At 39.0% G+C, this 24,507-nt stretch carries 22 protein-coding genes and 1 other annotated feature; of the genes, 16 read left to right on the forward strand and 6 right to left on the reverse strand.

What is annotated here, in order from left to right; genetic code table 11:
• Positions 1–239: 239 nt before the first annotated feature.
• Positions 240–767, forward strand: coding sequence for an HdeD family acid-resistance protein (locus IGK54_RS00110; RefSeq protein WP_002356034.1), 528 nt, complete (start codon positions 240–242; stop codon positions 765–767).
• Between the two features lie 49 nt (positions 768–816).
• On the opposite strand, the gene IGK54_RS00115 is transcribed toward IGK54_RS00110, so the two are convergent.
• On the reverse strand, positions 817–1,020 hold the full coding sequence (locus IGK54_RS00115) for a hypothetical protein (RefSeq protein ID WP_002381332.1): 204 nt from the start codon (positions 1,018–1,020) through the stop codon (positions 817–819).
• 197 nt (positions 1,021–1,217) lie between these two features.
• Between IGK54_RS00115 and IGK54_RS00120 the strand changes: the two genes are divergently transcribed.
• The 5 genes from IGK54_RS00120 (at position 1,218) to mprF (ending at position 8,196) form a co-directional block, all read left to right on the forward strand.
• Complete coding sequence (locus IGK54_RS00120; protein WP_010773878.1) at positions 1,218–1,988, forward strand: MurR/RpiR family transcriptional regulator; 771 nt, start codon at positions 1,218–1,220, stop codon at positions 1,986–1,988.
• 148 nt (positions 1,989–2,136) lie between these two features.
• Positions 2,137–3,705, forward strand: coding sequence for a maltose/glucose-specific PTS transporter subunit IIBC (gene malX, locus IGK54_RS00125; protein WP_002378674.1), 1,569 nt, complete (start codon positions 2,137–2,139; stop codon positions 3,703–3,705).
• A gap of 14 nt (positions 3,706–3,719) precedes the next feature.
• Positions 3,720–4,934 carry a MalY/PatB family protein gene (locus IGK54_RS00130; RefSeq protein WP_002395262.1) on the forward strand — a complete coding sequence of 405 codons (1,215 nt, stop codon included), beginning with the start codon at positions 3,720–3,722 and terminating at the stop codon, positions 4,932–4,934.
• Positions 4,935–5,033: 99 nt separating this feature from the next.
• Positions 5,034–5,414, forward strand: coding sequence for a RidA family protein (locus tag IGK54_RS00135; protein WP_086317559.1), 381 nt, complete (start codon positions 5,034–5,036; stop codon positions 5,412–5,414).
• Between the two features lie 190 nt (positions 5,415–5,604).
• Positions 5,605–8,196 carry a bifunctional lysylphosphatidylglycerol flippase/synthetase MprF gene (mprF, locus tag IGK54_RS00140; RefSeq protein WP_002370602.1) on the forward strand — a complete coding sequence of 864 codons (2,592 nt, stop codon included), beginning with the start codon at positions 5,605–5,607 and terminating at the stop codon, positions 8,194–8,196.
• A 36-nt stretch (positions 8,197–8,232) separates the two neighbouring features.
• On the opposite strand, the gene IGK54_RS00145 is transcribed toward mprF, so the two are convergent.
• From IGK54_RS00145 to IGK54_RS00155, 3 genes are all read right to left on the reverse strand, one after another.
• Complete coding sequence (locus tag IGK54_RS00145) at positions 8,233–10,848, reverse strand: YfhO family protein (RefSeq protein ID WP_002370603.1); 2,616 nt, start codon at positions 10,846–10,848, stop codon at positions 8,233–8,235.
• A gap of 543 nt (positions 10,849–11,391) precedes the next feature.
• Entirely contained in the window at positions 11,392–11,901 is a 510-nt protein-coding gene (locus tag IGK54_RS00150) for a ClbS/DfsB family four-helix bundle protein (RefSeq protein ID WP_430603379.1), read from the reverse strand.
• Positions 11,902–11,908: 7 nt separating this feature from the next.
• Positions 11,909–12,376, reverse strand: coding sequence for a VOC family protein (locus IGK54_RS00155; RefSeq protein WP_430603093.1), 468 nt, complete (start codon positions 12,374–12,376; stop codon positions 11,909–11,911).
• A 64-nt stretch (positions 12,377–12,440) separates the two neighbouring features.
• Between IGK54_RS00155 and IGK54_RS00160 the strand changes: the two genes are divergently transcribed.
• On the forward strand, positions 12,441–13,388 hold the full coding sequence (locus tag IGK54_RS00160; RefSeq protein ID WP_002389777.1) for a helix-turn-helix transcriptional regulator: 948 nt from the start codon (positions 12,441–12,443) through the stop codon (positions 13,386–13,388).
• A gap of 91 nt (positions 13,389–13,479) precedes the next feature.
• On the opposite strand, the gene IGK54_RS00165 is transcribed toward IGK54_RS00160, so the two are convergent.
• Positions 13,480–14,733: a glutamate-5-semialdehyde dehydrogenase gene (locus IGK54_RS00165; RefSeq protein WP_002385467.1), complete on the reverse strand. Its 1,254-nt coding sequence runs from the start codon at positions 14,731–14,733 to the stop codon at positions 13,480–13,482.
• A complete protein-coding gene (gene proB / locus IGK54_RS00170) occupies positions 14,720–15,535 on the reverse strand; it encodes a glutamate 5-kinase (RefSeq protein ID WP_002389550.1) in 816 nt (271 codons plus the stop codon). The genes IGK54_RS00165 and proB overlap by 14 nt, the downstream gene beginning before the upstream one ends.
• A 319-nt stretch (positions 15,536–15,854) precedes the next feature.
• On the opposite strand from proB, the gene IGK54_RS00175 reads away from it, so the two are divergent.
• From IGK54_RS00175 to rlmB, 9 genes are all read left to right on the forward strand, one after another.
• Positions 15,855–16,340: a dUTP diphosphatase gene (locus tag IGK54_RS00175; RefSeq protein ID WP_002361472.1), complete on the forward strand. Its 486-nt coding sequence runs from the start codon at positions 15,855–15,857 to the stop codon at positions 16,338–16,340.
• Positions 16,341–16,418: 78 nt separating this feature from the next.
• Entirely contained in the window at positions 16,419–17,789 is a 1,371-nt protein-coding gene (gene radA, locus IGK54_RS00180; protein ID WP_002356050.1) for a DNA repair protein RadA, read from the forward strand.
• A 100-nt stretch (positions 17,790–17,889) separates the two neighbouring features.
• Positions 17,890–19,035: a PIN/TRAM domain-containing protein gene (locus tag IGK54_RS00185; RefSeq protein ID WP_002368622.1), complete on the forward strand. Its 1,146-nt coding sequence runs from the start codon at positions 17,890–17,892 to the stop codon at positions 19,033–19,035.
• Positions 19,036–19,053: 18 nt separating this feature from the next.
• Positions 19,054–19,527: a 2-C-methyl-D-erythritol 2,4-cyclodiphosphate synthase gene (ispF, locus tag IGK54_RS00190; protein WP_002359233.1), complete on the forward strand. Its 474-nt coding sequence runs from the start codon at positions 19,054–19,056 to the stop codon at positions 19,525–19,527.
• A gap of 52 nt (positions 19,528–19,579) precedes the next feature.
• Positions 19,580–21,037 (forward strand): glutamate--tRNA ligase, encoded by a 1,458-nt coding sequence (gene gltX, locus IGK54_RS00195; protein ID WP_142957456.1) that lies wholly within the window; start codon positions 19,580–19,582, stop codon positions 21,035–21,037.
• Positions 21,036–21,242 (forward strand) — a binding site (T-box leader). Its footprint overlaps the gene before it by 2 nt.
• A 64-nt stretch (positions 21,243–21,306) precedes the next feature.
• Positions 21,307–21,846: a serine O-acetyltransferase EpsC gene (epsC, locus tag IGK54_RS00200; protein WP_002356054.1), complete on the forward strand. Its 540-nt coding sequence runs from the start codon at positions 21,307–21,309 to the stop codon at positions 21,844–21,846.
• Complete coding sequence (cysS, locus tag IGK54_RS00205; protein ID WP_430603095.1) at positions 21,839–23,251, forward strand: cysteine--tRNA ligase; 1,413 nt, start codon at positions 21,839–21,841, stop codon at positions 23,249–23,251. The genes epsC and cysS overlap by 8 nt, the downstream gene beginning before the upstream one ends.
• Positions 23,248–23,646 carry a Mini-ribonuclease 3 gene (locus IGK54_RS00210; protein WP_002356056.1) on the forward strand — a complete coding sequence of 133 codons (399 nt, stop codon included), beginning with the start codon at positions 23,248–23,250 and terminating at the stop codon, positions 23,644–23,646. Before cysS ends, IGK54_RS00210 begins: the two co-directional genes overlap by 4 nt.
• Positions 23,636–24,493 carry a 23S rRNA (guanosine(2251)-2'-O)-methyltransferase RlmB gene (gene rlmB / locus IGK54_RS00215; protein WP_002356057.1) on the forward strand — a complete coding sequence of 286 codons (858 nt, stop codon included), beginning with the start codon at positions 23,636–23,638 and terminating at the stop codon, positions 24,491–24,493. The genes IGK54_RS00210 and rlmB overlap by 11 nt, the downstream gene beginning before the upstream one ends.
• Positions 24,494–24,507: the final 14 nt, after the last annotated feature.

The following is a 24,507-nucleotide window of genomic DNA, read 5'->3' on the forward strand; positions in this document are numbered from 1 at the left end:
TGTTACTTTTTTATAAACTAGATGAAAAAGTAGCGGTTTTTTTGTGGGAAAACGAGGGACTTATTTATACAAAAAAGACACAATTGTGCACCAAAAAAGAGACAATCAAGTGATACGTTGTTTTTAATGGAGTTATCATTGAAATGGTTTTCAGAAAGCACGATGAAAATATTTGACACCTTGTAAAATAGTAGTAACATAATAAGTGTAATAAATTATTTTATAGAGGAGTGAGTGTCATGGAACAACGACAACATCATGGAATGGACTGGGGTTCATTAGTATTAGGAATTCTATTTGTTCTGACTGCATTAATTTCTTTCCAAAATCCTGCCGGTAATTTAATTGCCATTGTGATGGTTTTTGCGATTTTTGCTATTATTAAAGGGATTTTCGAAATTTTTGTACGTAATCGTATGAAAGAATTGCTAGGCTACAAAGCTTATGCACCAATCATCTTAGGGATTATTGATATCCTAATTGGTGTTTACTTATTGTTTAACTTAAATATTGGTGTCGCTGTGTTACCATTTGTTTTTGCAATTTGGTTTTTATTCGACTCAATTTTCGGCTTATTTACTTTAGATTTTGCTAAACGAGTAAGCACAGGTTACTTCTGGTTCACATTAATTGTTGACGTTTTAGGGATTATCTTAGGTGTAATGTTATTATTTAATCCATTGTCTTCAGCACTAACTTTAAGCTTCTTAGTTGGCTTCTACTTTATGATGTTTGGTATTAGTAATATTGTATATGCTTTTAGATAAAAGAAGTAAAAAAAACAGGTTTTCCGAAAAGGAAAACCTGTTTTTTTTTTTAATAACGACGGCGGCAGTTGCCATTATTTCCCGAAATTGTTCGAACAAGCCACACGATAATCGCTACGGGAACTAAAATTTTTACTGCTAGCCACAATAAGCTTCCCACGATACCGACAACGGCACTAAAGAGTGAACCGACAACTAAAAATAAAAGGACCACTAAAAGAATATTTATAAACATTGGTCGTTGATTATTCATACGTACTACCTCCAAATTTTTCCTGTTTTCTATATACAGAGTATAGCAAGAACGCGCAACAAGCACCTCCATCGGAAGGCTGATTTTTTTCTCTGGCGAATGATGGAGCCGCTGTTGGTTATTTTGGACTTTCTTATTGAAATAATCAGAATATTCTGGTGTATAATTATAAAAAAGGATTTAAAGTGAGGGATTGGATGACGACTGAGGGATTAATCGCTTTGTTAGAAAAGAAACGAAATCATTTAAGTAAAATTGAAAATCAAGTACTGGATTATATTTTGACGCATATGACGGAAATTAGTTCACAAACCATTTATGAGGTGGCGCAGGCGTTGTTTGTCTCAACAGCCACTATTTCTCGGACAGCAAAACACTTAGGTTATCGAGGCTTCCAAGAATTAAAATACGCGATCGTCCAATCGGTGCAGAGCGAGAGCACAGAAAGCGATAGTCGTAGTTTTCAAGCTATTACGCAACAGTTGATCGCCAATGTGCAAGACAGTTTTCAACAAATGGATGAAGCCAAAGTCGCGGAAATGCTTAAAATGATTGAGCGTGCGAATACGATTGAAGTGTTCGGTGTTGGTGGCAGTTTTCCTATTTGTACTGATTTTGCACGAAAGCTAACATTTTTAGGAAAAAAAGCCTATGCACGATCTGATTGGGATGAACAAGCGGCAGCAGTTAAGAATCTGGATGGACAGGATTTAGCCATTTTTGTCAGTTATACAGGAGAAACTAAAGGGATTTTAGCGTATGCACGTGTAGCGCAGGAACAGCAAGTGCCGATGATTAGTTTGATTTCGACTAAAGGAAGCACCTTGGAAAAATTGTCGACGACGACGTTATTTGCCAAAGGGACGACACGTTATCATCAGCGCGTGGATTTAAGTTCAAGAATTGCTGTCATTTGTTTGTTCGATACGGTTTTATTAATGTACGCAGAGGCAAAGCAGCCGCGGTAATTTTATGCAACACCATACTAAATGATGTAAGGGGATACAGAAAGAGTGTAGCCTCTTTTTTCTTTGTTTTGGGCTAGTTATAATGAGGGCAATGAATGTAAACGCAATCATTTTTAGTTTTGTAAAGAATGAATGGAGGAGTTAAGAAATGGCAGTAAAGAAAAAGAAAGCGACTTTCTGGGAGTTTTTCCAAGGATTAGGCAAAACGTTTATGTTGCCAGTGGCTTTATTAGCTTTTATGGGGATTTTGTTGGGATTAGGAAGTTCTTTTTCCAGTGAATCCATGATTGAAACGATCCCGTTTTTAGGAAAGCCCGCAGTGAAAATTATTTTCCAATTTATGTCGACAATTGGTGGTTTTGCGTTTGCCTATTTACCTGTCATGTTTGCAATGGCCATTCCGTTGGGGTTAGTTCGGAAAGAAAAAGGAATTGCTGCGTTTTCAGGTTTCGTAGGCTATACGGTGATGAATTTAGCGATTAATTTCTATTTAGTGCAGACGAATCGCCTTGTGGATCCTGAACAGTTGCGGGAAGCCGGTCAAGGAATGGTTTTTGGGATTCAAACGATTGAAATGGGCGTTCTTGGTGGAATTATCGCTGGGCTTATTGTCTATAAGTTGCATAATCGATTTTATACGGTGCAACTACCAGATAGTTTTGCCTTCTTTTCTGGCGCACGGTTTGTACCAATTATTACTTCATTAGTGATGGCCTTCGTGGGCTTAGTAATTCCGTTAGTTTGGCCACTTTTCGCGCTAATGATTATGGCGATTGGCCAACTTATCCAACGTTCTGGTATTTTTGGGCCTTTTCTGTTTGGGTCAGGGGAACGTCTACTGTTACCGTTTGGGTTGCATCATATTTTGGTTTCCATGATTCGTTTTACTGAAGCAGGGGGTTCAGCGGTGGTGGCTGGCAAAGAAGTGTTTGGTGCGTTAAATATTTTCTATGCAGAATTGCAAAATAATTTACCGATTTCACCAAGCGCAACAGCTTTCTTGTCACAAGGGAAAATGCCGACCTTTATTTTTGGCTTACCAGCGGCGGCACTTGCGATGTATCATACTGCAGCTCCGGCGAATCGACATAAGATTAAAGGCTTACTCCTTTCAGGTGTGATTGCAACGGCTATCACTGGAATTACAGAACCAATTGAATTTTTATTTTTATTTATTAGTCCATTATTATGGCTGTTTCATGTCATTATGACTGGTCTAGGTTTCATGGTAATGGCTTTATTGGGTGTTGTGATTGGGAACACTGATGGCGGGCTACTGGACTTTGTTATTTTTGGCTTGTTACAAGGAACTTATACAAAATGGTGGTGGGTTCTCATTGTCGGCGCTATCTGGTTTGTTGTTTATTATTTCGTCTTTAAAACAGTCATTGTAACCTTTGATTTAAAAACACCTGGACGAGACAAGGTCTTAGATGAGACTGAATATACCGATCAAGAAGTTCAATATAAGAAAACGGGTGGCTATGATGCGCCTGGGATTTTAGCGGCTTTGGGTGGGCAAGAGAATATTCAAGCTATTGATAATTGCATTACGCGTTTACGTTTAGTGTTAGCAGATGCTAATAAAGTAGATGATGACAAATTAAAGCAATTAGGGGCTTTAGGTGTCGTGCATTTAGATGCGCAGAACGTGCAAGTGATTATCGGAACCAAAGTGACAACGGTCCGTAATCAATTAGAGATGATTTTAGGTTAGAAAAAAGACAGAAGGTGAAGAGTGTGTCGTTTGATAAAGCAATTGATCGACGAGGAACGTATTGTACACAGTGGGATTTTGTAGAAGACCGATTTGGGGAAGCGGATTTGCTTCCCTTCACTATTTCCGATACGGATTTTGCTGTGCCAGAGGCAGTTCTGGCAACATTACAGGAGCGTTTGAAACATCCAGTATTTGGCTATACGAGGTGGAATCATCCGCAATTAAAAGAAGCAATTCAAACGTGGTACCAGACAAGATTCCAGACGAAGATTGAAGAACACTGGATTATGTATACCCCGACCGTTATCTACGGGATTTCTGCTTTGATTCAATTATTAACTAACGAAGGGGAGGGCATTATTTTACAAACACCTGCCTATGATGCATTTTTTAAAGTTATTCAGGAAAATAAGCGGCAAGTAGTGGCGAATGAACTGCTTTATCAAGAGAAGCGCTACAGTATTGATTTTATTGATTTAGAAAAAAAACTAGCGCAACCAGAAAATCGCTGTTTGCTTTTATGTTCCCCGCATAATCCAACAGGACGTGTTTGGGAGCAATGGGAGTTAGAGCGAATGGTTTCATTGTGCCAACAGTATGATGTGTTTTTACTTTCTGATGAAATTCATATGGATATCGTTAATAAAGGCCATGTTCATCGACCAATTACGCAATTTGGTTATAAAAAATCTGCCATTATTACCAGTGGCACGAAAACCTTTAATTTTCCAGGGCTGATTTTTGCTTACACCTTAATTCCAGATAACGAATTGCGTGACGCTTTTCAGCTCAAATTAAAAAACGCCGATGGTTTATCATCAACAAGTATTTTGGGAATGTTAGCAACCATGACGGCCTATCAAAAATGTGGTACTTGGGTTGACGAGTTGAATGATTATTTAGCGGAGAACCAACGTTACGTGAAAGATTTTTTACAGACATATTTGCCAAAAATTAAAGTGACGGAGCTGGAAGCCACTTACTTAATGTGGTTGGACGTATCAGCGGCAGTTCCAGATGTGGCCCGCTTACAAGAGGCTTTAGTTTCTGTGGGGAAAGTCGCCATTATGGACGGCTCGATTTATGGCGGTAATGGACAACGATTTTTACGGTTAAATATTGGCTGTTCGCAAGCAAAACTACACGAGGGACTTGAAAGGATGCGCCAAGGTTTTGAAGCTGTTTTACAAAAGGATGGCACAGCATCAGCACTTGGGAATAATTGAGAAAAGATAGCATTCCGAAATTGGTTGCAGTACAATGGAAAAATAGAAACAAATAAAATAACAAAAAGTAACAACTTGTCATTTACTGGGGGAAAAGAAATGAAAACAATTAAAACAAAGCAAGCACCACAAGCAATTGGGCCATATTCACAAGCAAAAATTGTGAATGGTTTATTGATTACTTCTGGTCAGATTCCACTGGATCCTGAAACAGGCAAGGTGGTTGGGACAACGATTAAAGAACAAACCAATCAAGTACTGAAAAATATTCAAGGGATTTTAACAGAAGCTGGTAGTGATTTTGCTCATGTAGTCAAAACGACATGCTATTTACAAAATATGGCGGATTTCACGGCATTCAATGAAGTCTATGCTGAGTATTTTAGTGCGGAATATCCTGCACGCACAACGATTGAAATCTCTAAATTACCGATGGATGTGTTGGTGGAGATTGAGATTGTCGCAGAAGTAGTGGCGTAAAAAATACAGTTAAAAGAGTGAGAAAAAATCGTCTTAGATTTTTTTCTCACTCTTTTTTTCAATAAAACAATACGATTCAGCCAAAATGTCTAGCCGTGCTGGAAAATTTTCAGCAAATAGGCTACCATGGAAGAAAATCGATAAAACGAAAGTTAAATGAATAGAAAAGAGATATGAAAGAGGCTATAAGATGAAAAAAAATATTAGCCAACTAACGCAGTGGTTGAAAGAACACAGTTTATTATTGAAACTAATTTTTCTTGGTTCTGTATTAGTTTTCGTGGCTAACCAAGTGACACATATCGCTCAAGGCATGACCTGGGCGGATATTTTTTCCACGATGGAACAACAAAGTACGGGGCGTTTAATTGGTATGGTCTTGGCAGGACTATTAGGGGTTATTCCGATGCTCCTTTATGACTATGTAGTCGTTAAATTATTGGAAAAAGAAGGTAAGCCACCAATGAAACGAATGGATTGGTTAACTTCGGCTTGGGTCACCAATACCATTAATAACTTAGCGGGTTTTGGCGGCGTGGTTGGGGCAACGCTACGGATTAATTTTTACGGAAAAGATGTACCGCGGGGCAAGGTTGTAGCAACGGTCTCAAAAGTTGCTCTGTTCTTGATTTCAGGGTTATCTATTTTATCTTTTGTGGCGTTTGTTGATTTATTTTTTATTCGAACCCAAAATGTTTTTCGTGAATATTGGGTTTGGTTATTATTGGGCAGCCTGATTGCGCCAGCGCTCTGGTTTTTCACGTATTTAAAACGGCGAACATTGTTTAAAACATTTTTTCCAAAAGCAGTGCTCCTATTATTCGGCGCTTCATTAGGTCAATGGCTAGGTGGGATGTTTGCTTTCTTGATGATAGGTCGCTTGATGCAGGTGCCAGTTTCGATGGTTTCTGTTTACCCAATGTTTGTTATCGCTACGTTAATCGGGATGTTGACCATGGTTCCTGGTGGTATGGGAACGTTTGATGTCTTAATGATTTTGGGCTTGTCACAATTAGGGATTGATCGATCACAAGCGGTCGTCTGGTTGTTGTATTATCGTTTGTTTTATTATGTGACGCCTTTTATGACAGGAGTTATTTTGTTCTTGCAACAAGCAGGCATGAAAGTCAATCAATTTTTTGATAATTTACCTCGGTTATTTTCACAAAAAGTGGCGCATTTTATTTTGGTGGCGGCGTTATATTTTGCAGGAATTATGATGGTTCTATTGTCGACTGTGACGAATTTGTCGAATGTCAGTCGTTTATTCCAAGTATTACTTCCCTTTTCGTTTAATTTTTTAGATCAAACATTGAATTTATTTGTAGGATTCTTGTTATTAGGTTTAGCTCGAGGCATTTCTATGAAAGTGAAAAAAGCTTATTGGCCTACAATTATTTTACTAGGATTTTGTATTGTAAATACGGTGGCACGAACGACTTCGTGGCAGTTAATTGCTGTTTATGCCGTTATTTTATTGGCGGTTATTTTGGCTCGTAAAGAATTTTATCGTGAAAAGTTCGTTTATTCATGGGGCGCTTTAACGGTAGATAGTATTTTGTTTGGCTGCTTGTTTATCGGTTATGCGGTTGCTGGCTATTACGCCGCACGACCAGCTGGTGGCAATCAAGTTATCAATCACTTTTTGTTGTTTCCGTCAGATGATGTTTGGTTTAACGGATTGATTGGTTTAAGTATTTCCTTGATTGGTTTATTCTTTTTGTATCAATATTTAGCCGAAACAACTGTTACTTTAGGTGAGGGGTTTGAGGAAGCGCGGTTGACACGCTTTTTGGAAAAATTTGGTGGCAACGAAGGCAGTCAATTTTTGTATTTAAAGGATTATGGTCATTTTTATTACCAAGAAGAAGGCGAAGATCAAGTACTTTTTGGGTTTCAAATGAAGTTTAATAAATGCTTTGTCTTGGCGGATCCGATTGGGCAACGAGAGAAATGGACAGCGGCGACACTGGCGTTTATGGATCAAGCTGATTTGTTAGGCTATCAATTAGTTTTTTATCGTATTTCGGAAGAATATGTTATGAATCTTCACGATTGCGGCTTTGAATTTATGAAAGTTGGGGAAGAAGGCTTGATTCAATTTGATGAGCCGTCAACAGTGAATCAAACAGCCTGGACGGAAACAGTGACTGAAAAAATAGCAGCAGAAGCAGCGGATTTTCAGTTTGAATTTTATCCCGAAACGATTAGTGATGCCTTATATCAAGAGTTAGAACGAGTTTCTGCGGACTGGTCACGGAATCAAAAAGAGCGCTACTTTATTGGTGGACGGTTGGATCCCGAGTACTTGAAATGCAGTAGCGTGGGCTTGGTGAGACAGAAACAAACGGTCATCGGTTTCATTACGGGAAAAGAAATGGAAAAAGGCAAAAGTATTTCTTATGATTTGTTACGTATTCGTTCAGACGCACCTGCTTTTACTAGAGAATATTTGTTCACTCATTTTATTGAAACCTATCAACAGCAGGGCTATCAATTAATTGATATTGGGATGGCGCCGTTGGCTAACGTAGGGGAGAGCAAGTACTCTTTCTTAAAAGAACGCTTTGTTAATATTTTTTACAAGTATAGTTATCAAATTTATGCGTTTCAAGATACACGCAAGCGCAAAGAACAATATGTCACTAGTTGGCAACCACGTTATTTTGCTTATCCTAAGCGGACCAGCGTACTCTTTGCTTTTGTGCAACTTTCCTTGTTGATTACGAAAGGAAGACATCAAAGTGTTTCGCTTGTGGAAGAAGCAATGACTGAAATTTAAAAAAATCACGCGATGACTTAGCCATCGCGTGATTTTTTATTTGTCTTCTTTTTTACGGTTTCGTCTAGCTGGAATCAAGGTTACGTAGGCAACGAAACCACCAGTACATAGAACGAATAACACGATGCCAGGAATCAATCCTTCTGGTAAATAAGAGAACTGAATAGTATGGGTTCCAGCGCTGACAGGAACGCTTAGAAAGGCATCTTTAAAGGCTTTTGGGGTAACTTTTTTGCCATCAATTTTGACACGCCAACCTTTGTCATAAGGAATTGTAGTGACGAGTACTTGATCTTTGTCGGCGGTAAAGGTACCTGAAGCAGAGCGTTTGCCAGTGGTTAAATCAACGCCTTTTTCTTGTACGGCGGAAATGGCTTTTTCAAATGCATTGGTATTTAAGCCAACTACTTGCGGCTGAACAAAACTTACTGCTTTGGTTCCATAAAAACTTACTTTGAAGTTAACGGTTGTATCTTTTGGATAGTAGCCTAAATTATAATATTGGCCAGTAATGCCAATTTGTGATTGCTGACTCGAGCCGTTCACGGTGACCGTCGCAGTGGAACTTTCCAATTGAGCAAAATCCGTTGGGAATAAACTCAAATAAGCTTGCGTATTGGCGGGCACATTGACTGTATAAGAAATCTCTTTGGCTACGTTATGTTGTTTCTCCGTAAAAGTTACGCCAGCTGTATTTTGCGTAATTGTCACGTTATTTTGAAGCGTCATCGTTGGTTGATAAAAGGTAAAATACCGTTCATTGGTATTGGCTAAAGCATTTAGTAAATTTGTTTGACTACCTAAATTATCATTGAGAGGTTGCCGAACATTGTAAATCTCTTTGTCTGCTAAAAATCCTAACGGCAAAGCATTTTCGTTACGATAAAGCTGATATTTACCAGCAGCTGCTTGTCGCTCAAAGCCGAATTTCATTGGATTGTTTTCAGCAATATTGTATTTAATGCCCATCAAAGCATCCATTAACAAGGTATTATTTTGGTAACGAATATTTAAATTCGTGCCTCGCGAGCGGAAACCTAAGGCGTTTAGGTATGTTGAAGAATGTCGGTTCCGAACGGAAGAAAACATGCTAATGCCACTGTAGCCATAGTTAATGCCGTCATTGGCCGAAACACCATTTAAATTTTCCAAGCGGTAAAAGGTATCATTTTCTTTTTTTGTTTGATCGACTAGATTTTTTAAGTCAGGATAAGGCTCAGAATACAAGCTTCGTGATGCGTAGTTCCAATCATCTAAAATACCAGTGACCATCGCCCGTGTGTTAATGATTGCTTCACCAGAAACGAGCAGCAATAACAAAATCACTAAGTATTGCATAGGCGCTTTTTTCAATTGATAAAAAGCAATCCCGAAAAAGTATAATAGTAAAAAAGTTGCCGTTAATACGAAAGAGGTTAAAGTCACATACGTATAACTAGTAGCACCTTTTGTGCCCATTGCAAGAGCAAAAATTGCTAAAAGAATCAAAATCAAGCCGCTTAAGACACCGAGATCATCCTTTTCAAATTTCTCCCAACCATAACCTGCAAGCAAAATAACTAGGAATGAAAAGAGGAAACTATAGCGGAAAAGAAACATGTTCGGCGCATGCATACCGTGCCAGAATAAATTTAAGGGCGTGATGTAAAAGCTAGCAATCAATAGGACAAACAAACTGCCAAAAAGTAGTTTGTTTTTCAATGGAATTTCTTTCGTAACGAAATAGAAGAGACAAAAAATCAAAGGCAACAACCCAATGTAAATAAAAGGAATGGACCCATATTTGGTTGTATCGTAAACGCCAATCATATTTTTCATAATAATATCTAAAAAGGCAGTCGCTTCTGTTTTAAAGGTTGTAATTTCAGAAAGAGTTTCACCATTGGTTCGTAAATCTAAGACAGCAGGTAAGACCATAATCATGGATGCTCCACCAGCTAAAAGAGAAGTAGTAAAATACGCAACGATTCGAGATTTATATCGTTGCCAGTCTGTAAACGTTCGTGCAAAATAGTACAGGAAGGAAAACAACCCAATCATAAAGCCAAAATAATAATTTGTAATGAAAAGCAAGAAATAACTGACAAACAATAATGTCGGTTTTCGTTGGTCCATTAAACGATGAATTCCTAAAATTACGAGTGGCAGATAAATAAAGGCATCCAGCCACATAATTAATTCTGAATGGGCCACAATGAAGGACATTAGCGCATAAGACACACTTAAAGTCACATGGGACCATTTAGGAATCTTAAAGGTTTGTTTTGCCAAGAACCAAAAACTCAAGCCAGCACTCCCAATTTTCAACAACGTTAGGAAATAGAGCGCATCAGGCATGTTTTGATTGTTAAAGAAAAAGACGAGCGGCGTAAATAAGCCACCAAGATAATAGGAAATTAAGGACAAGTAGTTTAGTCCCAAAGAAGCATTCCACGTATAGAAAAGACTTTGTTTTCCATGAAGAACATTGTTAAAGCTTGCGTGAAAATTTGAAAATTGAGAAAAGGCATCGCTGGCTAAAACACTGCGACTACTTCCTGGATAAATCCCAATACTCAAATAGATAATTGCCATAATTAAAAATGGAATGAAGAAACTGGCTAACATATAAGGCCAGTTGTTTTTTAAAAACTGCCTACTTTTATTTTTCATAAATAACCTCACCTGATTTTTCGAAAGTACCTATAGTTTATCATACTCTTTATTTGATGTACCAATAGAAGAAAAACTTTAAAATTTTATTAGGATCCTAAGGGTGGAGTGAAGAAGAATTAGTAGTAAGGGATTGACATTCAAATGCTAAATCACCAGATTAAACAACGAATATTCTCCGAAAAATTGCTGAAAACGCCCTGTGGATAACTTTGTGCATAACTCTGTTGAAAACCACAAAAAAGCTTTTTATCTCGGTTTATCCACAAGGATAAGTTTTCGAGTTGCTAAAAAAAATAAACGCAAGTTCAGAAGGGCTGCTTGCTAAAAGTAAAGGAGCCCCTAAAGTTGAAAGAAGATGAAAACGTTATTAAAACAACGTTTTCATCTTCTTTTTTCTAGAATTTACAAAGATTTAATGTCGAACAAATAAGCATTGTGGAAAAGTTTTTTGGAAAAAATAAGAAATTTCATCCACAAAGTTTTCTGTAGAGAATTTAAAAATGCTTGTCAAGCTTTTTTTGAAAAAATGTGGATAACTTTTTAAAGACACGCTTTTTTCCATTTGCGAATTTGCGTTCGGAAACTAGTAAAAGGGGCAACGCTATTAATGTGAATCCATTTCCAAAGAGGCCATTGTGCTTTGGTGGTCGCCCAAGCCCGTTGTTGAGGTAAAAATAATTCGTCTTCGGAAAGCGAGTCAATCCAATGAAGTAATTTTTCTAAGATGTCTTGCAACGCAATCAGCTGACTTTCTAAACTCATTTGTCCATAGGTTTGATAAAATGATTGATAGAGAGCGCCCAGTTGATTCCATTTATAACCTTTAGCTGGCGTTTGAACGGTCAGACCACGTTGTTCTTGTTCTTCCCAAGAAAGCAGCAAGTTGAGCCAACCTAATTGATAGGCTAAGTTCTCTGAAGGTGTTTTAGCTACTGTTTCAATTCGGTGATCTTTAAGTGTTTCAGGAATTTCTGCAAATTCAGCTGAATATTTTTGTGAAGCTATTTGAATGGCCTCAATCAAGGCTTCTTTTGATTCATAGGTTCGCATTCTTCGGCTAACGTCCTTTCTTGGTAGGATCTGCTTGTTTTTCATGAGTAATTTGAGTGACTAAACCAAAAGGATCTTTCACAATCGTATAAAATGTTGCAAATTCATTTTCAATTGGTTCTAGGATAATACAGGATTCGGGATGGCACGTGAGTTTTTCAAAAATTGTTTTGGCAGAGTGACGGCTGTCGACGGTTAAGCTGAGGGCCAATTGTTCTGTGGGCGTGGTATTCATTCCTGCAAACAAAGGATTATCAGCTAGTTGTAATTGAAAAGTGTCCATTTGTAAAATCGAGTGAGAAAGCCAGTGTTCTTCGCCAGCGGGAATGGTCAAAGAAGGATTTAAACGCTCTTTAAATTCTTGATTAGTAATTTTAAAAAGAATATCACCAGCAAAGGCTTCTTGGTAAAACGTCAAGGCTTCCGTTGCTCGTCCATTTAAGACCATGAAAAGGGCAAATTGTGTGTTTTTCATTGTTTGAACCTCCTAAGATTGATAAGATAAGCATAACAATAAAAGGTGTCAAAAAGTGACACCGATGGAGGGAAAAATGAAAAAATCAGAACGTTTAAATCAGGAACTTTTTTTCTTGAGAACCCATCCTCAGTTTAATTTAAATCAGTTAATGAAAACTTTTGGGATTTCTAAAAGCACAGCTTTGCGGGATATTGAAGCTTTGGAAAATTTAGGCGTGCCGCTATATGTGGAGAATGGTCGTTATGGTGGCTATCGAGTTTTAAACAAACCGTTGTTGCCGCCGATTTATTTTAACGAAAATGAAGTGTTAGCAATCTTTTTTTCGTTACAATTACTGAAATTAGTCGCAGAGTCACCGTTTGGTCATTCCTATCAGCAAATTAAGCAAAAATTATTACATTCTTTAGATGAACCAACCCAATTTAAAATCAGTCAAATGAGTAAGGTCGTCTATTACGAAGGAATTGAACAAGTAGAAGCACCAGGCAATTTAGAGCAGCTGTTTCATTGTATTTTGGCGCAACAAGTAATTCAGTTTAACTATACCAGATATGAAGCAACAACGAAAAAAATCTTACCAACCCGGTTAACTATTTTAGAAGGGTATTGGTATTGTTCAGGCTATGATGTGACTAAAAAGGCTTGGCGTACTTACCGCTGTGATTTTATGGAGGCTATTCAGCAGTTAAACCAAACACTGGATTTTACGACTGAAGAACTGAAAGAATCGTATCGCCATCAACAAACGACGGCACGTACGATTCCATTTAAAGCAATCATTACAGAAAAAGGCAAAGAATTTTTTTATAAACATCGCTTTGACAATATTCAGTTGGAAGAAACGCCCACGCAGTGTTTTTTAGTTGGACAGATTCATCCAACAGAAACACAATTTTTAGCCAACTATTTTATGGGCTTTGGTGAAGAAGTGACAATTTTAGAGCCAGTCCAAGTGAAACAAGCGTATGTAGAAAGTATAATGAGGATTCAAAAAAAATATCAAGAATAGATTGTGGAACTGTGAACAATTCCATGTGTAAAGATGCACATCGGGGAGGAGAAAGAAAAACCCTTGATTTTTAAATCAAGGGTTTTTCTTTCTAAGAACGTGCTTGCCCATTTCCATAAATAACATATTTTGTCGAAGTAAGCTCTGCTAAGCCCATAGGTCCACGGGCATGTAATTTTTGCGTACTAATGCCGATTTCGGCGCCAAATCCAAATTCAAAACCGTCCGTGAAACGAGTTGAAGCATTCGCATAAACAGCGGCTGCATCCACTTGTTGTAAAAATTGTTGTGTGGCAAAGTAATTATCACTAATAATACTTTCAGAATGTTTTGTATTGTAGCGATTAATATGCTGGATGGCTTCGTCTAAAGAATCAACGACTTTCACTGCTAAGATAAAGTCGAGAAATTCCGTTTCCCAATCTTGTTCAGTCGCTGGAATGGCTTCTTCAAAAATTGCTAACGCACGTTCATCTGCCCGAAGTTCCACGTGAAACTCCTTCAAGGCTTTTTCAATTGTTGGTAAAAAGGCTTCAGCCACTTCTTGATGAATTAATAACGTTTCGGCGGCGTTACAGACAGAAGGACGTTGACATTTAGCATTGACAATAATTTCAGTTGCCATTGTTAACTGGGCGTCTTTGTCCACATAAATATGACAATTGCCCGTGCCCGTTTCAATAACAGGAACAGTGGCCGTCGTCAAAACAGTTTTGATTAAGTTGGCGCCGCCACGTGGAATGAGGACATCCAAGTAGTCATTTAAGCGCATAAGTTGTTGGGCTGTTTCTCTAGAAGTATCATCAACAAATTGAATGAGATGGGGAGAAACGGCTTCTTGTATTAGCGCTTCTTGTAAAATTGTCACCAATATCTGATTGGAGTGAAACGCTTCTTTTCCGCCTCGAAGAATAACAGCATTTCCCGATTTGAAACAAAGGCTAGCGGCATCCGTTGTCACGTTCGGCCGCGATTCATAAATGATTCCAATAACACCTAAAGGTACGCGTTGTTGCCCAATTAACAGCCCCGCTTCATTGCGCCACATTTTATCTACTTCCCCAATTGGATCGGGTAGAGTAGCGACTTGACGTATGCCCTCGGCCATCGCTGTGATCCGTTCTTCTGTTAAACGTAAGCGGTCTTGCATTGTTTCAGAAATTCCGTGGGTAGCGGCTTGCTCTAAATCTAATGCGTTTGCTTGTAAAATGCGGGGTGCATTGGCTTCAATGGCTGCGGCCATTTTGTTTAACAAAGTATTTTTTTGACGAGTATCCATCAAGCCTAGCGTATAAGAGGCTTCTTTAGCTTGTTGCCCTAGTTGCTTTAAATCAGTCACTTTCATGCCCTCCTTTAATAAATAACGTACCGATATCTTTTCCTTCTAAAATTTCAAAAATGATTTTTGGCTGCTTTCCGTTTGCTAAAATCATCGCCTGTTGATTAGCTAACACACGTTCAGCAGCTTTTAATTTACTAGACATCCCACCAGTGCCAAAGCGGCTCCCCTTACCACCGGCTAATTGGAACAAGTCTTCATTAATTTCATTGATTTCAGAAAATAACGTGGCTTCTTTGTTGACAGTAGGGTTGTCTGAAAAGAAACCATCAATATCTGATAACATAACTAACAAGTCAGCTTGAACAATTTGGCAGACAATGGCAGACAATTGATCGTTATCCCCGAACTTGGTTAAGTGATCCAATTCTTCAATTGCGACAGTATCATTTTCATTGACGATAGGAATAATATTCATTTTTAACAGTTGTTCAAAAGTATTGGTAACATTATTGCGACTTTCAGGATATTCAATAACATCACGAGTTAATAAAACTTGTGCCATTTGTTGGCTATAGGTTGAAAACCGCTGATTATAAATGTTCATTAATTCTGCTTGGCCGACTGCAGCGACTGCCTGTTGTTCAGGAATTGTCGTTGGGCGCACAGATAGATTTAATTTATTCAGTCCGACACCAATTGCGCCAGAAGAAACTAAAATAATTTCTTTGCCTTGGTTGCTTAAATCACTCAAAGTAAAGGCTAATTGATCAATTGCTTTTAAGTTAATATTGCCATTGGGATAAATCAGAGAACTGGTTCCGACTTTGATCACAATTCGTTTGGCCTGTTGGAGTTTGTTTCTCATAAGTGCCTCGTTTCTTTTTACAGTAAAATTTGACACTCATTATAACAAAATCAGCGGCTACTAGAAAGTGCTAAATAATGAATAGTAAAGAAAGTTTAATGAAAGTGTGAACTTTTTGAGGGAATCTTGGGACTTTTTGGGATTTGGTCTGTTTATTTTAAGAGAAGATGATAGACTAAAAGAAGGAAAATAAACAAAAATTCTCCTCTTTTTTGCGTAGTCTAGATTAACTGGGCTTTTAGAAATGAGAAACTTACTAAAAACAACCAGAGTATCAGAGATTATGGTAAAATAGGAGTAGTTTAGACAGTAGGGGAGAATGAATATGAAACAACGTGGTTTTGAGATTATTTCTAAGTATCAAGAAGAGGGCTTGAGTGTCCCACAACGAGCAACAAAAGGTGCCGCGGGGTATGATTTTCAAGCAGCCGAAACGGTCGTTGTACCAAGTCTTTGGAAGTTACAACAAGCTGGAGAAAATCCCAAACCAATTTTAGTTAAAACAGGAATTAAGGCGTATATGCCTGATTCTGAATATTTAGAATTGGTGAGTCGTTCTTCGAACCCGCTAAAACGGTTCCTACTTTTAGCGAATGGTGTCGGAGTCATTGACAGTGATTATTATAATAACGAGAATAACGAAGGACATATCATGTTCCAATTTTTAAACTTTGGATATGAAGATGTTGTCATTGAGAAAGGTGAACGAATTGGCCAAGGGATTTTTAAGCCGTTTTTATTAGCGGATGATGACCAAGTCGAGGCAGAAAGAACGGGCGGTTTTGGTTCGTCTGGACAAAAATAAAGCCCATTTTTTCAGTAGGCAACGTTATTCAAACCATTTAATAAATGTTAAAATAAACAACAGATAAGGAGATTCTACATGGCAAAAAAAGCAAAAGTTCAATTTGAATGTCAAAGCTGTGGGTATGTGTCTCCAAAATATCTCGGCCGCTGTCCTAATTGTGGACAATGGAATTCGATGGTGGAAGAGGTTATTCAAGATACTTCTGATCGTCGTGCTAGAGTAAGTTTGACTGGTAAAAAGACACAACCACAACGGCTATCTGAAGTCGTACCTAAAAAAGAGCCGCGTGTAAAAACTGAATTAGTGGAGCTGAATCGGGTTTTAGGTGGTGGCGTTGTTCCAGGTTCGTTAGTTTTAATCGGTGGCGATCCCGGAATTGGTAAGTCAACATTGCTCTTACAAGTATCGCAACAATTAGCAGCCACAGGTGGCACGGTTTTATATGTTTCTGGTGAAGAAAGTGCTGAGCAAATTAAATTACGAGCGGAGCGTCTAGGCACCGTCAACGAGACATTTTACTTATACGCAGAAACAGATATGCACGAAATATCACGAGCCATTGAAAAATTAGAACCAGACTATGTCATTATTGACTCGATTCAAACAATGACGCAGCCAGATGTTACCAGCGTTGCTGGTAGTGTCAGTCAAGTCCGAGAAACAACTGCCGAATTATTGAAACTGGCAAAAACGAATGGGATTGCCATTTTTATTGTCGGACACGTAACGAAGGAAGGGTCTATCGCAGGGCCACGGATGTTGGAACATATGGTAGACACGGTTCTTTATTTTGAAGGAGATAAGCATCACACCTTTAGAATCTTACGGGCTGTCAAAAATCGGTTTGGCTCAACGAATGAGATTGGTATTTTTGAAATGCAGACACATGGATTGGTTGAAGTTATGAATCCTTCTCAGGTCTTTTTAGAAGAACGTTTAGAAGGAGCCACCGGATCTTCAATTGTGGTAGCAATGGAAGGTTCACGCCCCATTTTGGTGGAAATCCAAGCGCTAGTTACCCCAACGATGTTTGGCAATGCCAAGCGAACGACCACCGGGTTGGACTTTAATCGCGTTTCTTTAATCATGGCGGTTTTAGAAAAACGGGCAGGCCTTTTATTACAAAACCAGGATGCGTATCTAAAAGCGGCTGGTGGAGTCAAAATTAATGAACCAGCTATTGATTTAGCGTTAGCAATCAGTATTGCTTCTAGCTATAAAGAAAAAGGAACCTCATCTTCGGAATGTTTCATTGGTGAGATTGGTTTAACTGGTGAAATCCGCCGCGTGAATAGTATTGAACAACGAGTGCGTGAAGCGCAAAAACTAGGCTTTACAAAAGTCTATGTCCCTAAAAATAACCTTGGTGGCTGGGAAGCGCCTGAAGGGATTGAAATTATTGGCGTTTCAACAATTGGTGAAACGTTAAGAAAAGTTTTTAAATGATGAAAGTAGAAATAATCCGTTTAGGTTGTTGGTGGCGTATGATTTTTGTACGCCCCACAACGCTAGACGTCTTTATTAAATAAACGAGGAGGATGGCTATATGCAAAAACGAATCATCACGTTGCTGATGATCATTGCTGGTGCAAGTTTAGGAATTTCTCTTTTCCCAATGGCTTGGGAAATGGCTAAGCAAGGCAATAACAGTTGGTTAAACAATAACTTTACGAACGGATTAATTGGTGCAATTATTTTCTTTATTTTATCTTTAGGGTTAGCAAAGTATATTGTTTCCGCTGTTAAAAAAATCGAAGCAGCTTTAAATGAAATGAGTTTAACCTATTTATTATTTGGAAGTATTGGTGCCATCATTGGTTTAACAATTGGCGTCATTATCTCCATTCCAATGTACAACTTACAAATTCCTGTCGTGAATAGTTTACTACCAATTCTAGTTATGATTATTCTGGGTTACTTAGGTTTCCGAATGGGAACAACACGGATTGAGGAGTGGAAAAAAGTTTTCACACCTCGCCAAAAGAAAGCAAATACGGAAGACACCGAAGGACAAATGTTGGAACGTAAAGTGGAAGACAACTTCCATAAATACAAAATTTTAGACACCAGTGTCATCATTGATGGCAGAATCTACGATATCGCTAAAACAGGCTTTTTAGAAGGTGTTTTGCTCATCCCTAACTTTGTTTTATATGAATTACAATACATTGCTGATTCTGGAGACAGTTTAAAACGGGTGAGAGGTCGTCGTGGCTTAGATATTTTAAATGCTTTACAAAAAGAAGAAGGTATCTCCGTTGAGATGTATGACGGAGATTTCGAGGATATCTCTGAAGTAGACAGTAAATTAATCAAATTAGCAAAATTATTAGATGGCGTGGTTGTGACCAATGACTACAACTTAAATAAAGTCTCTGAATTTCAAAATGTGCCTGTTTTAAACATTAATGCTTTAGCTAATGCTGTGAAACCAGTGGTGATTCCAGGTGAAACGATGAATGTGATGGTTGTAAAAGCCGGAACAGAGCGTCAACAAGGGGTCGCTTACTTAGATGATGGCACAATGGTTGTGGTAGAAGATGGCCAGCATTACATGAATGAGCAAATCGAAGTGGTCGTCACAAGTGCTTTACAAACCGCAGCTGGGCGTATGATTTTTGCCAAACCGGCGCACGCGGGTCGCGGGATTAATGATCGCAAGGATAACCATCCTAAAAACGATAAAAATTAAGCAAAGTGAGGACTTAGTATGATTCGAATCGGTCAAGGTTTTGATGTTCATCAATTAGTTCCGCAACGACCTTTAATTATTGGTGGGGTTACTCTTCCTTATGAAAAAGGTCTGTTAGGTCACTCAGATGCCGATGTTTTAACACATGCAATTATTGATGCAATCCTTGGTGCCGCTGGTCTGGGTGATATTGGGCAACTGTTTCCCGAAACCGATCCGCAGTTCAAAAATGCGAATTCTGTAAACTTATTAACAAAAGTAAATGAAAAAGTTGGGCGGTCGGGCTTTACTATTGGCAATATTGATTGTACAATTTTAGCGGAAGAGCCAAAGATGAGCCCATACTTGGCAGAGATGAAAAAGAATCTAGCCGCGAGTTGCCACTTAGCGGTCACACAAGTGAACATTAAGGCAACGACCATGGAAACGATGGGCTTTGTTGGTAAAAAAGAAGGAATCGGCGCAATTGCCGTTGCTTTATTGGAAAAATAACTGAAAACGACGTTAAACCGTCTGTTTTTAAAAAATGGAAAGAGGAATGAACATGACGAAAGTTCGTGTGCGTTACGCACCAAGTCCAACTGGACACTTGCACATTGGGAATGCAAGAACAGCATTATTTAACTACTTATTTGCCCGCCACAATGACGGAGAATTTATCATTCGTATCGAGGATACCGACCAAAAACGGAACATCGAAGACGGCGAGAAAAGTCAGTTGGAAAACTTAGCATGGTTAGGGATGGAATGGGATGAATCACCTGCTCATCCGGGAGAATATGGTCCATATCGTCAATCAGAACGTAAAGAAATTTACCAACCATTGATTGATCAATTATTAAGTAGCAATCGTGCGTATAAGTGTTATTGTACGCCAGAAGAATTAGAAGCAGAACGTGAAGCACAACAAGCTCGTGGGGAAATGCCTCACTACGCAGGCACTTGTGCGAATTTAACACCTTCTGAACAAGCAGCCAAAGAAGCGGCTGGTCTAGAACCAGTGATTCGTTTCCGTGTGCCACGTAATACAGAATACAAATTTGATGACATCGTGAAAGGTGAAATTACTTTTGAGTCAGATAACATTGGTGGCGATTTTGTCATCCAAAAACGCGATGGGATGCCAACGTATAACTTTGCCGTTGCAGTAGATGATCACTTAATGAAAATTTCTCACGTTTTACGTGGCGATGATCACATTGCGAACACACCAAAACAATTAATGATTTACGAAGCGTTTGAATGGTCACCACCTGTCTTTGGCCATATGACCTTAATCATTAATTCAGAAACTGGCAAAAAATTGAGCAAACGTGATGAAACAATTTTACAATTTATTGAACAATACCGTGAATTAGGTTACTTACCAGAAGCCATGTTCAACTTTATTGCTTTACTAGGATGGTCTCCTGTTGGCGAAGAAGAAATCTTCTCACAAGAAGACTTGATTAAATTGTTTGATGAACAACGCTTAAGCAAGTCACCAGCGGCCTTTGATGCGAAAAAATTAGAATGGATTAACAATCAATACATGAAACAAATGGACTTGAGTGAACTAACAGATATGTGTATTCCTTATTTAGTCGCTGACGGTCGTGTTGAAGAAAATCCATCTCCTGAAAAAATCGAATGGTTAAAACAATTAGTTAGCTTGTATCAACCACAAATGAGTTATGCAGCTGAAATTGTGGAACTATCAAACTTGTTCTTTAATGAACATCCAGTTTTAGATGATGCTGCGAAAGAATTCTTGCAAGGAGAAACAGTGCCAACTGTGTTACATGCGTTTAAAGAACAATTAGAAGCCTTGGACGTTTTCGATGTCCCAAGTATTAAAGCAGCGATTAAAGCCGTCCAAAAAGAAACCGGCGTTAAAGGCAAAAACTTGTTTATGCCAATTCGAATTGCTGTTTCTGGACAAATGCATGGTCCTGAATTAGGCGAAACCATCGAATTATTAGGCAAAGAAAAAGCATTAGATCATTTAAATAAAGTGTTATAAAAACACAAAGAATAGAAGAAGTAGACAATCAGATGGATTTCAGAGACGCTGTGGGTGGTGAGAACAGCGAGCATCTTTTGTCGAAATGCATCTATGAGTGGCTTTGGTGAAAAAAGTAACCGAAGACGTCGGCAGGCGTTAACTGTATCGAGGCAAGAGCTAGTTCTTGTGAAGAAAAGTGGAACCACGCATGGGCGTCTTTTAAGCAACGTTTTTTTGTTGCTTAAAAGACGTTTTTTATTTTTGTATAGTAGAAAGGAGTTCACCCTATGAGTTGGTTGAAACGTAGCGTCGCAGCTGTTAAAAGAAACGATCCTGCAGCGCGGACCACACTAGAAGTTCTTTTAACGTATCCTGGCTTGCACGCCCTGTTTTGGCATCGCTTGTCTCATTTCTTATATAGGCATCAGTTGTTTTTGTTGGCGAAGATTCATGCACAATTTTGGCGTTTCATAACGGGCGTAGAAATTCATCCCGGAGCCACAATTGGAGCGGGAGTTTTTATCGATCACGGCATGGGCATTGTGATTGGGGAAACCGCGGAAATAGAAGAAGATGTTGTTTTGTTTCACGGAGTGACGTTAGGTGGGACCGGTCGTGATACGGGTAAACGCCATCCAACAGTGAAAAAAGGAGCGATGATTTCGGCACGAGCTCAAATTTTAGGGCCAGTTGTGATTGGTGAACGTTCAAAAATTGGGGCGGGTGCTGTTGTTATTTCAGACATCCCAGCAGATGCTACAGCTGTGGGTGTTCCTGCGAAAGTCGTTCGTCTAAATGGAAGAAAGGTGGAAAAAGGGCATGATTAAAATTTATAATACATTGACCAGAGAAAAAGAAGTATTTACGCCAATTGAGGCGCGTAAAGTTCGGATGTATGTCTGCGGACCAACCGTGTATAACTATATCCATATCGGTAATGCGCGCAGTGCGATCGCCTTTGATACGATTCGTCGTTATTTTGAATATCGTGGGTATGAAGTGAATTATGTCTCGAATTTTACAGATGTCGATGATAAAATTATCAAGGCAGCCAAAGAATTGAAAATTACTGCGCCGGAAGTGGCGGAGCGTTTTATCAAAGCCTTTGAAGAAGACACGCAAGCATTGAATGTCCAGCCAGCAACGCTACATCCCCGGGTGATGGACCACATGCCTGATATCTTAGCTTTTATCGACGCTTTAATTGAAAAAGGTTTTGCTTATGAGGTCGCAAGTGATGTGTATTATCGCACCCGTAAATTCCCTAATTATGGTAAATTAAGCCATCAATCGATTGATGAATTAGAAGTGGGGGCAAGTCAACGAACTGGCGTTGAACAACAATTAAAAGAAGACCCATTGGATTTTGCTCTTTGGAAAAGTGCCAAAGAAGATGAAATTTCTTGGGATTCTCCTTGGGGTAAAGGACGTCCCGGCTGGCATATTGAATGCTCTGTCATGGCGACAAAACACTTGGGAGAGACGATTGATATTCATGGCGGTGGACAAGATTTAGAATTTCCACATCATGAGAATGAAATTGCACAGAGCGAAGCCAAAACAGGCCATACCTTTGCCAATTACTGGATGCATAACGGCTATGTCACAATTGGTGAAGACGATGAAAAAATGAGCAAATCCCTAGGTAACTTCATTACTGTTCATGAAATGATTCAAAAAGTGGATCCGCAAATTTTACGTTTCTTTATGTCCACCACCCAGTACCGTCGCCCGATTCGTTATAGCGAAAGCACTCTAAAAGAGGCAGCAGCCAATTATCAAAAATTGAAAAATGCGTTTGAAAATTTACGTTTTAGACAAGCAGATGCGGTCGCAAGTTTGCCAGAGGATGAACACTATTTGGCTCAATTAAACGAATTAGAACAACGTTTTATTACGGAAATGGACGATGATTTCAATGCAGCTAACGGGATTACGGTCGTTTATGAATTAGCGAAGATGATGAATCAGTACAGTGAACAAGCGACAGTTTCGGAACCAATTCTAGTGGCGATGGATAAGCTTTTCAGTGGCTGGTTAGCTATTTTTGGTTTATTCTTTAAAAACGAAGAATTAGTGGATGCACAAGTCGATGCGTTAATTGAAGAACGGAACCAAGCACGGAAAGACCGTGATTTTGCCCGAAGTGATGAAATCCGCGATTTATTAAAAGAACAAGGCATTGTTTTAGAAGATACTCCGCAAGGAACGAGATGGAGAAGAAGTGAATGAGAGATTACAAACAATTAAACGGTTTAGCTTTGGCCTATGTTGGCGATGCGATTTATGAAATTTACATTCGTGATTATTTAGTTTCCTTAGGACAAACGAAACCGAATGTTTTGCATCGCATGGCGACACATTACGTGTCAGCAAAAGCCCAAGCAAGCTTAATGCAAGCGATGTTAGCGGGAGAAATGCTAACGGAGGAAGAAGAAGTGATGTACAAACGCGGTCGGAATGCGAAAAGTCACACCTTTGCCAAAAATGCTGATGTGACGACTTATCGGGTAGCGACCGGTTTCGAATCCTTGATGGGTTATTTACATTTAACACAACAAAAAGAACGTTTAGAAGAATTAATTAACTGGTGTATCAAGAAAGTAGGTGAAACCAATGAAAAATGAAAAATCTCGTCCTTTTAAAAAAGGTAAGAAACGTCCAGAACGTTCAGATAAGCGTTCAAAAGAACGGAACCCACGACCAGCGACAGCAGGTGCTGATGGAACCTCAGAAGAGCTAGCAGATAACTTTGTCTTTGGTTTCCATGCCACTGTTGAGGCGTTGCAGCAAGGACGCGGGAATAAATTGTTTTTACAAGAAGATGCTCGTGGCGAGAAAATTGAGCAATTAAAACAAGCAGCGAAAGAACAGGCTGTTCCAGTCAAATGGGTGCCTAAAGCAAAATTAGATACGATGAGTGATCACGGCGTGCATCAAGGCATGGTTTTAGCAATCACGGCGTATCAATATTTAACTTTAGAAGAATTATTGGAACAAACAAAAGAAAAGACAGAAACACCATTTTTCCTAATTTTAGACAGTCTAGAGGACCCACATAACTTTGGCTCAATTTTGCGAACTGCTGATGCGACAGGCGTGGACGGTATTATCATTCCGAAACATCGTGCAGTGGGAATTACACCAACCGTAACCAAAGCATCAACAGGGGCCGTGGAACATATTCCAGTGGCTCGTGTAACGAATCTAGCGCAAAGTATTGCAACGCTAAAAGAGAATCAATTTTGGATTTTTGGTACAGATATGTCTGGGACGGATTATCGTCGCTGGAATACACAAGGCGCAATTGCCTTAATCATCGGAAATGAAGGTCGTGGCATGAGTCAAGGTCTTCATAAAGAAGTGGATGAATTATTAACGATTCCAATGACTGGACACGTTCAAAGCTTAAACGCTGGTGTGGCTGCAGGCTTGCTAATGTATGAAGTCTATCGTGGCCGCAACCCATTATAGAAGCAGGCGATTGT

Source organism: Enterococcus sp. DIV2384 (assembly GCF_050534975.1).
Lineage (GTDB): Bacteria > Bacillota > Bacilli > Lactobacillales > Enterococcaceae > Enterococcus > Enterococcus faecalis.

Bases quoted from the DNA above. Each gene is read 5' to 3' on its own strand.
- cysS (WP_430603095.1), top strand. From the start codon at position 21,839: ATGATTAAAATTTATAATACATTGACCAGAGAAAAAGAAGTATTTACG.
- malX (WP_002378674.1), top strand. From the start codon at position 2,137: ATGGCAGTAAAGAAAAAGAAAGCGACTTTCTGGGAGTTTTTCCAAGGA.
- IGK54_RS00120 (WP_010773878.1), top strand. From the start codon at position 1,218: ATGACGACTGAGGGATTAATCGCTTTGTTAGAAAAGAAACGAAATCAT.
- gltX (WP_142957456.1), top strand. From the start codon at position 19,580: ATGACGAAAGTTCGTGTGCGTTACGCACCAAGTCCAACTGGACACTTG.
- IGK54_RS00110 (WP_002356034.1), top strand. From the start codon at position 240: ATGGAACAACGACAACATCATGGAATGGACTGGGGTTCATTAGTATTA.
- IGK54_RS00175 (WP_002361472.1), top strand. From the start codon at position 15,855: ATGAATATGAAACAACGTGGTTTTGAGATTATTTCTAAGTATCAAGAA.
- IGK54_RS00145 (WP_002370603.1), bottom strand. From the start codon at position 10,848: ATGAAAAATAAAAGTAGGCAGTTTTTAAAAAACAACTGGCCTTATATG.
- IGK54_RS00150 (WP_430603379.1), bottom strand. From the start codon at position 11,901: ATGCGAACCTATGAATCAAAAGAAGCCTTGATTGAGGCCATTCAAATA.
- proB (WP_002389550.1), bottom strand. From the start codon at position 15,535: ATGAGAAACAAACTCCAACAGGCCAAACGAATTGTGATCAAAGTCGGA.
- epsC (WP_002356054.1), top strand. From the start codon at position 21,307: ATGAGTTGGTTGAAACGTAGCGTCGCAGCTGTTAAAAGAAACGATCCT.
- IGK54_RS00135 (WP_086317559.1), top strand. From the start codon at position 5,034: ATGAAAACAATTAAAACAAAGCAAGCACCACAAGCAATTGGGCCATAT.
- IGK54_RS00165 (WP_002385467.1), bottom strand. From the start codon at position 14,733: ATGAAAGTGACTGATTTAAAGCAACTAGGGCAACAAGCTAAAGAAGCC.
- ispF (WP_002359233.1), top strand. From the start codon at position 19,054: ATGATTCGAATCGGTCAAGGTTTTGATGTTCATCAATTAGTTCCGCAA.
- IGK54_RS00160 (WP_002389777.1), top strand. From the start codon at position 12,441: ATGGAGGGAAAAATGAAAAAATCAGAACGTTTAAATCAGGAACTTTTT.
- rlmB (WP_002356057.1), top strand. From the start codon at position 23,636: ATGAAAAATGAAAAATCTCGTCCTTTTAAAAAAGGTAAGAAACGTCCA.
- radA (WP_002356050.1), top strand. From the start codon at position 16,419: ATGGCAAAAAAAGCAAAAGTTCAATTTGAATGTCAAAGCTGTGGGTAT.
- IGK54_RS00115 (WP_002381332.1), bottom strand. From the start codon at position 1,020: ATGAATAATCAACGACCAATGTTTATAAATATTCTTTTAGTGGTCCTT.
- IGK54_RS00185 (WP_002368622.1), top strand. From the start codon at position 17,890: ATGCAAAAACGAATCATCACGTTGCTGATGATCATTGCTGGTGCAAGT.
- IGK54_RS00155 (WP_430603093.1), bottom strand. From the start codon at position 12,376: ATGAAAAACACACAATTTGCCCTTTTCATGGTCTTAAATGGACGAGCA.
- mprF (WP_002370602.1), top strand. From the start codon at position 5,605: ATGAAAAAAAATATTAGCCAACTAACGCAGTGGTTGAAAGAACACAGT.
- IGK54_RS00210 (WP_002356056.1), top strand. From the start codon at position 23,248: ATGAGAGATTACAAACAATTAAACGGTTTAGCTTTGGCCTATGTTGGC.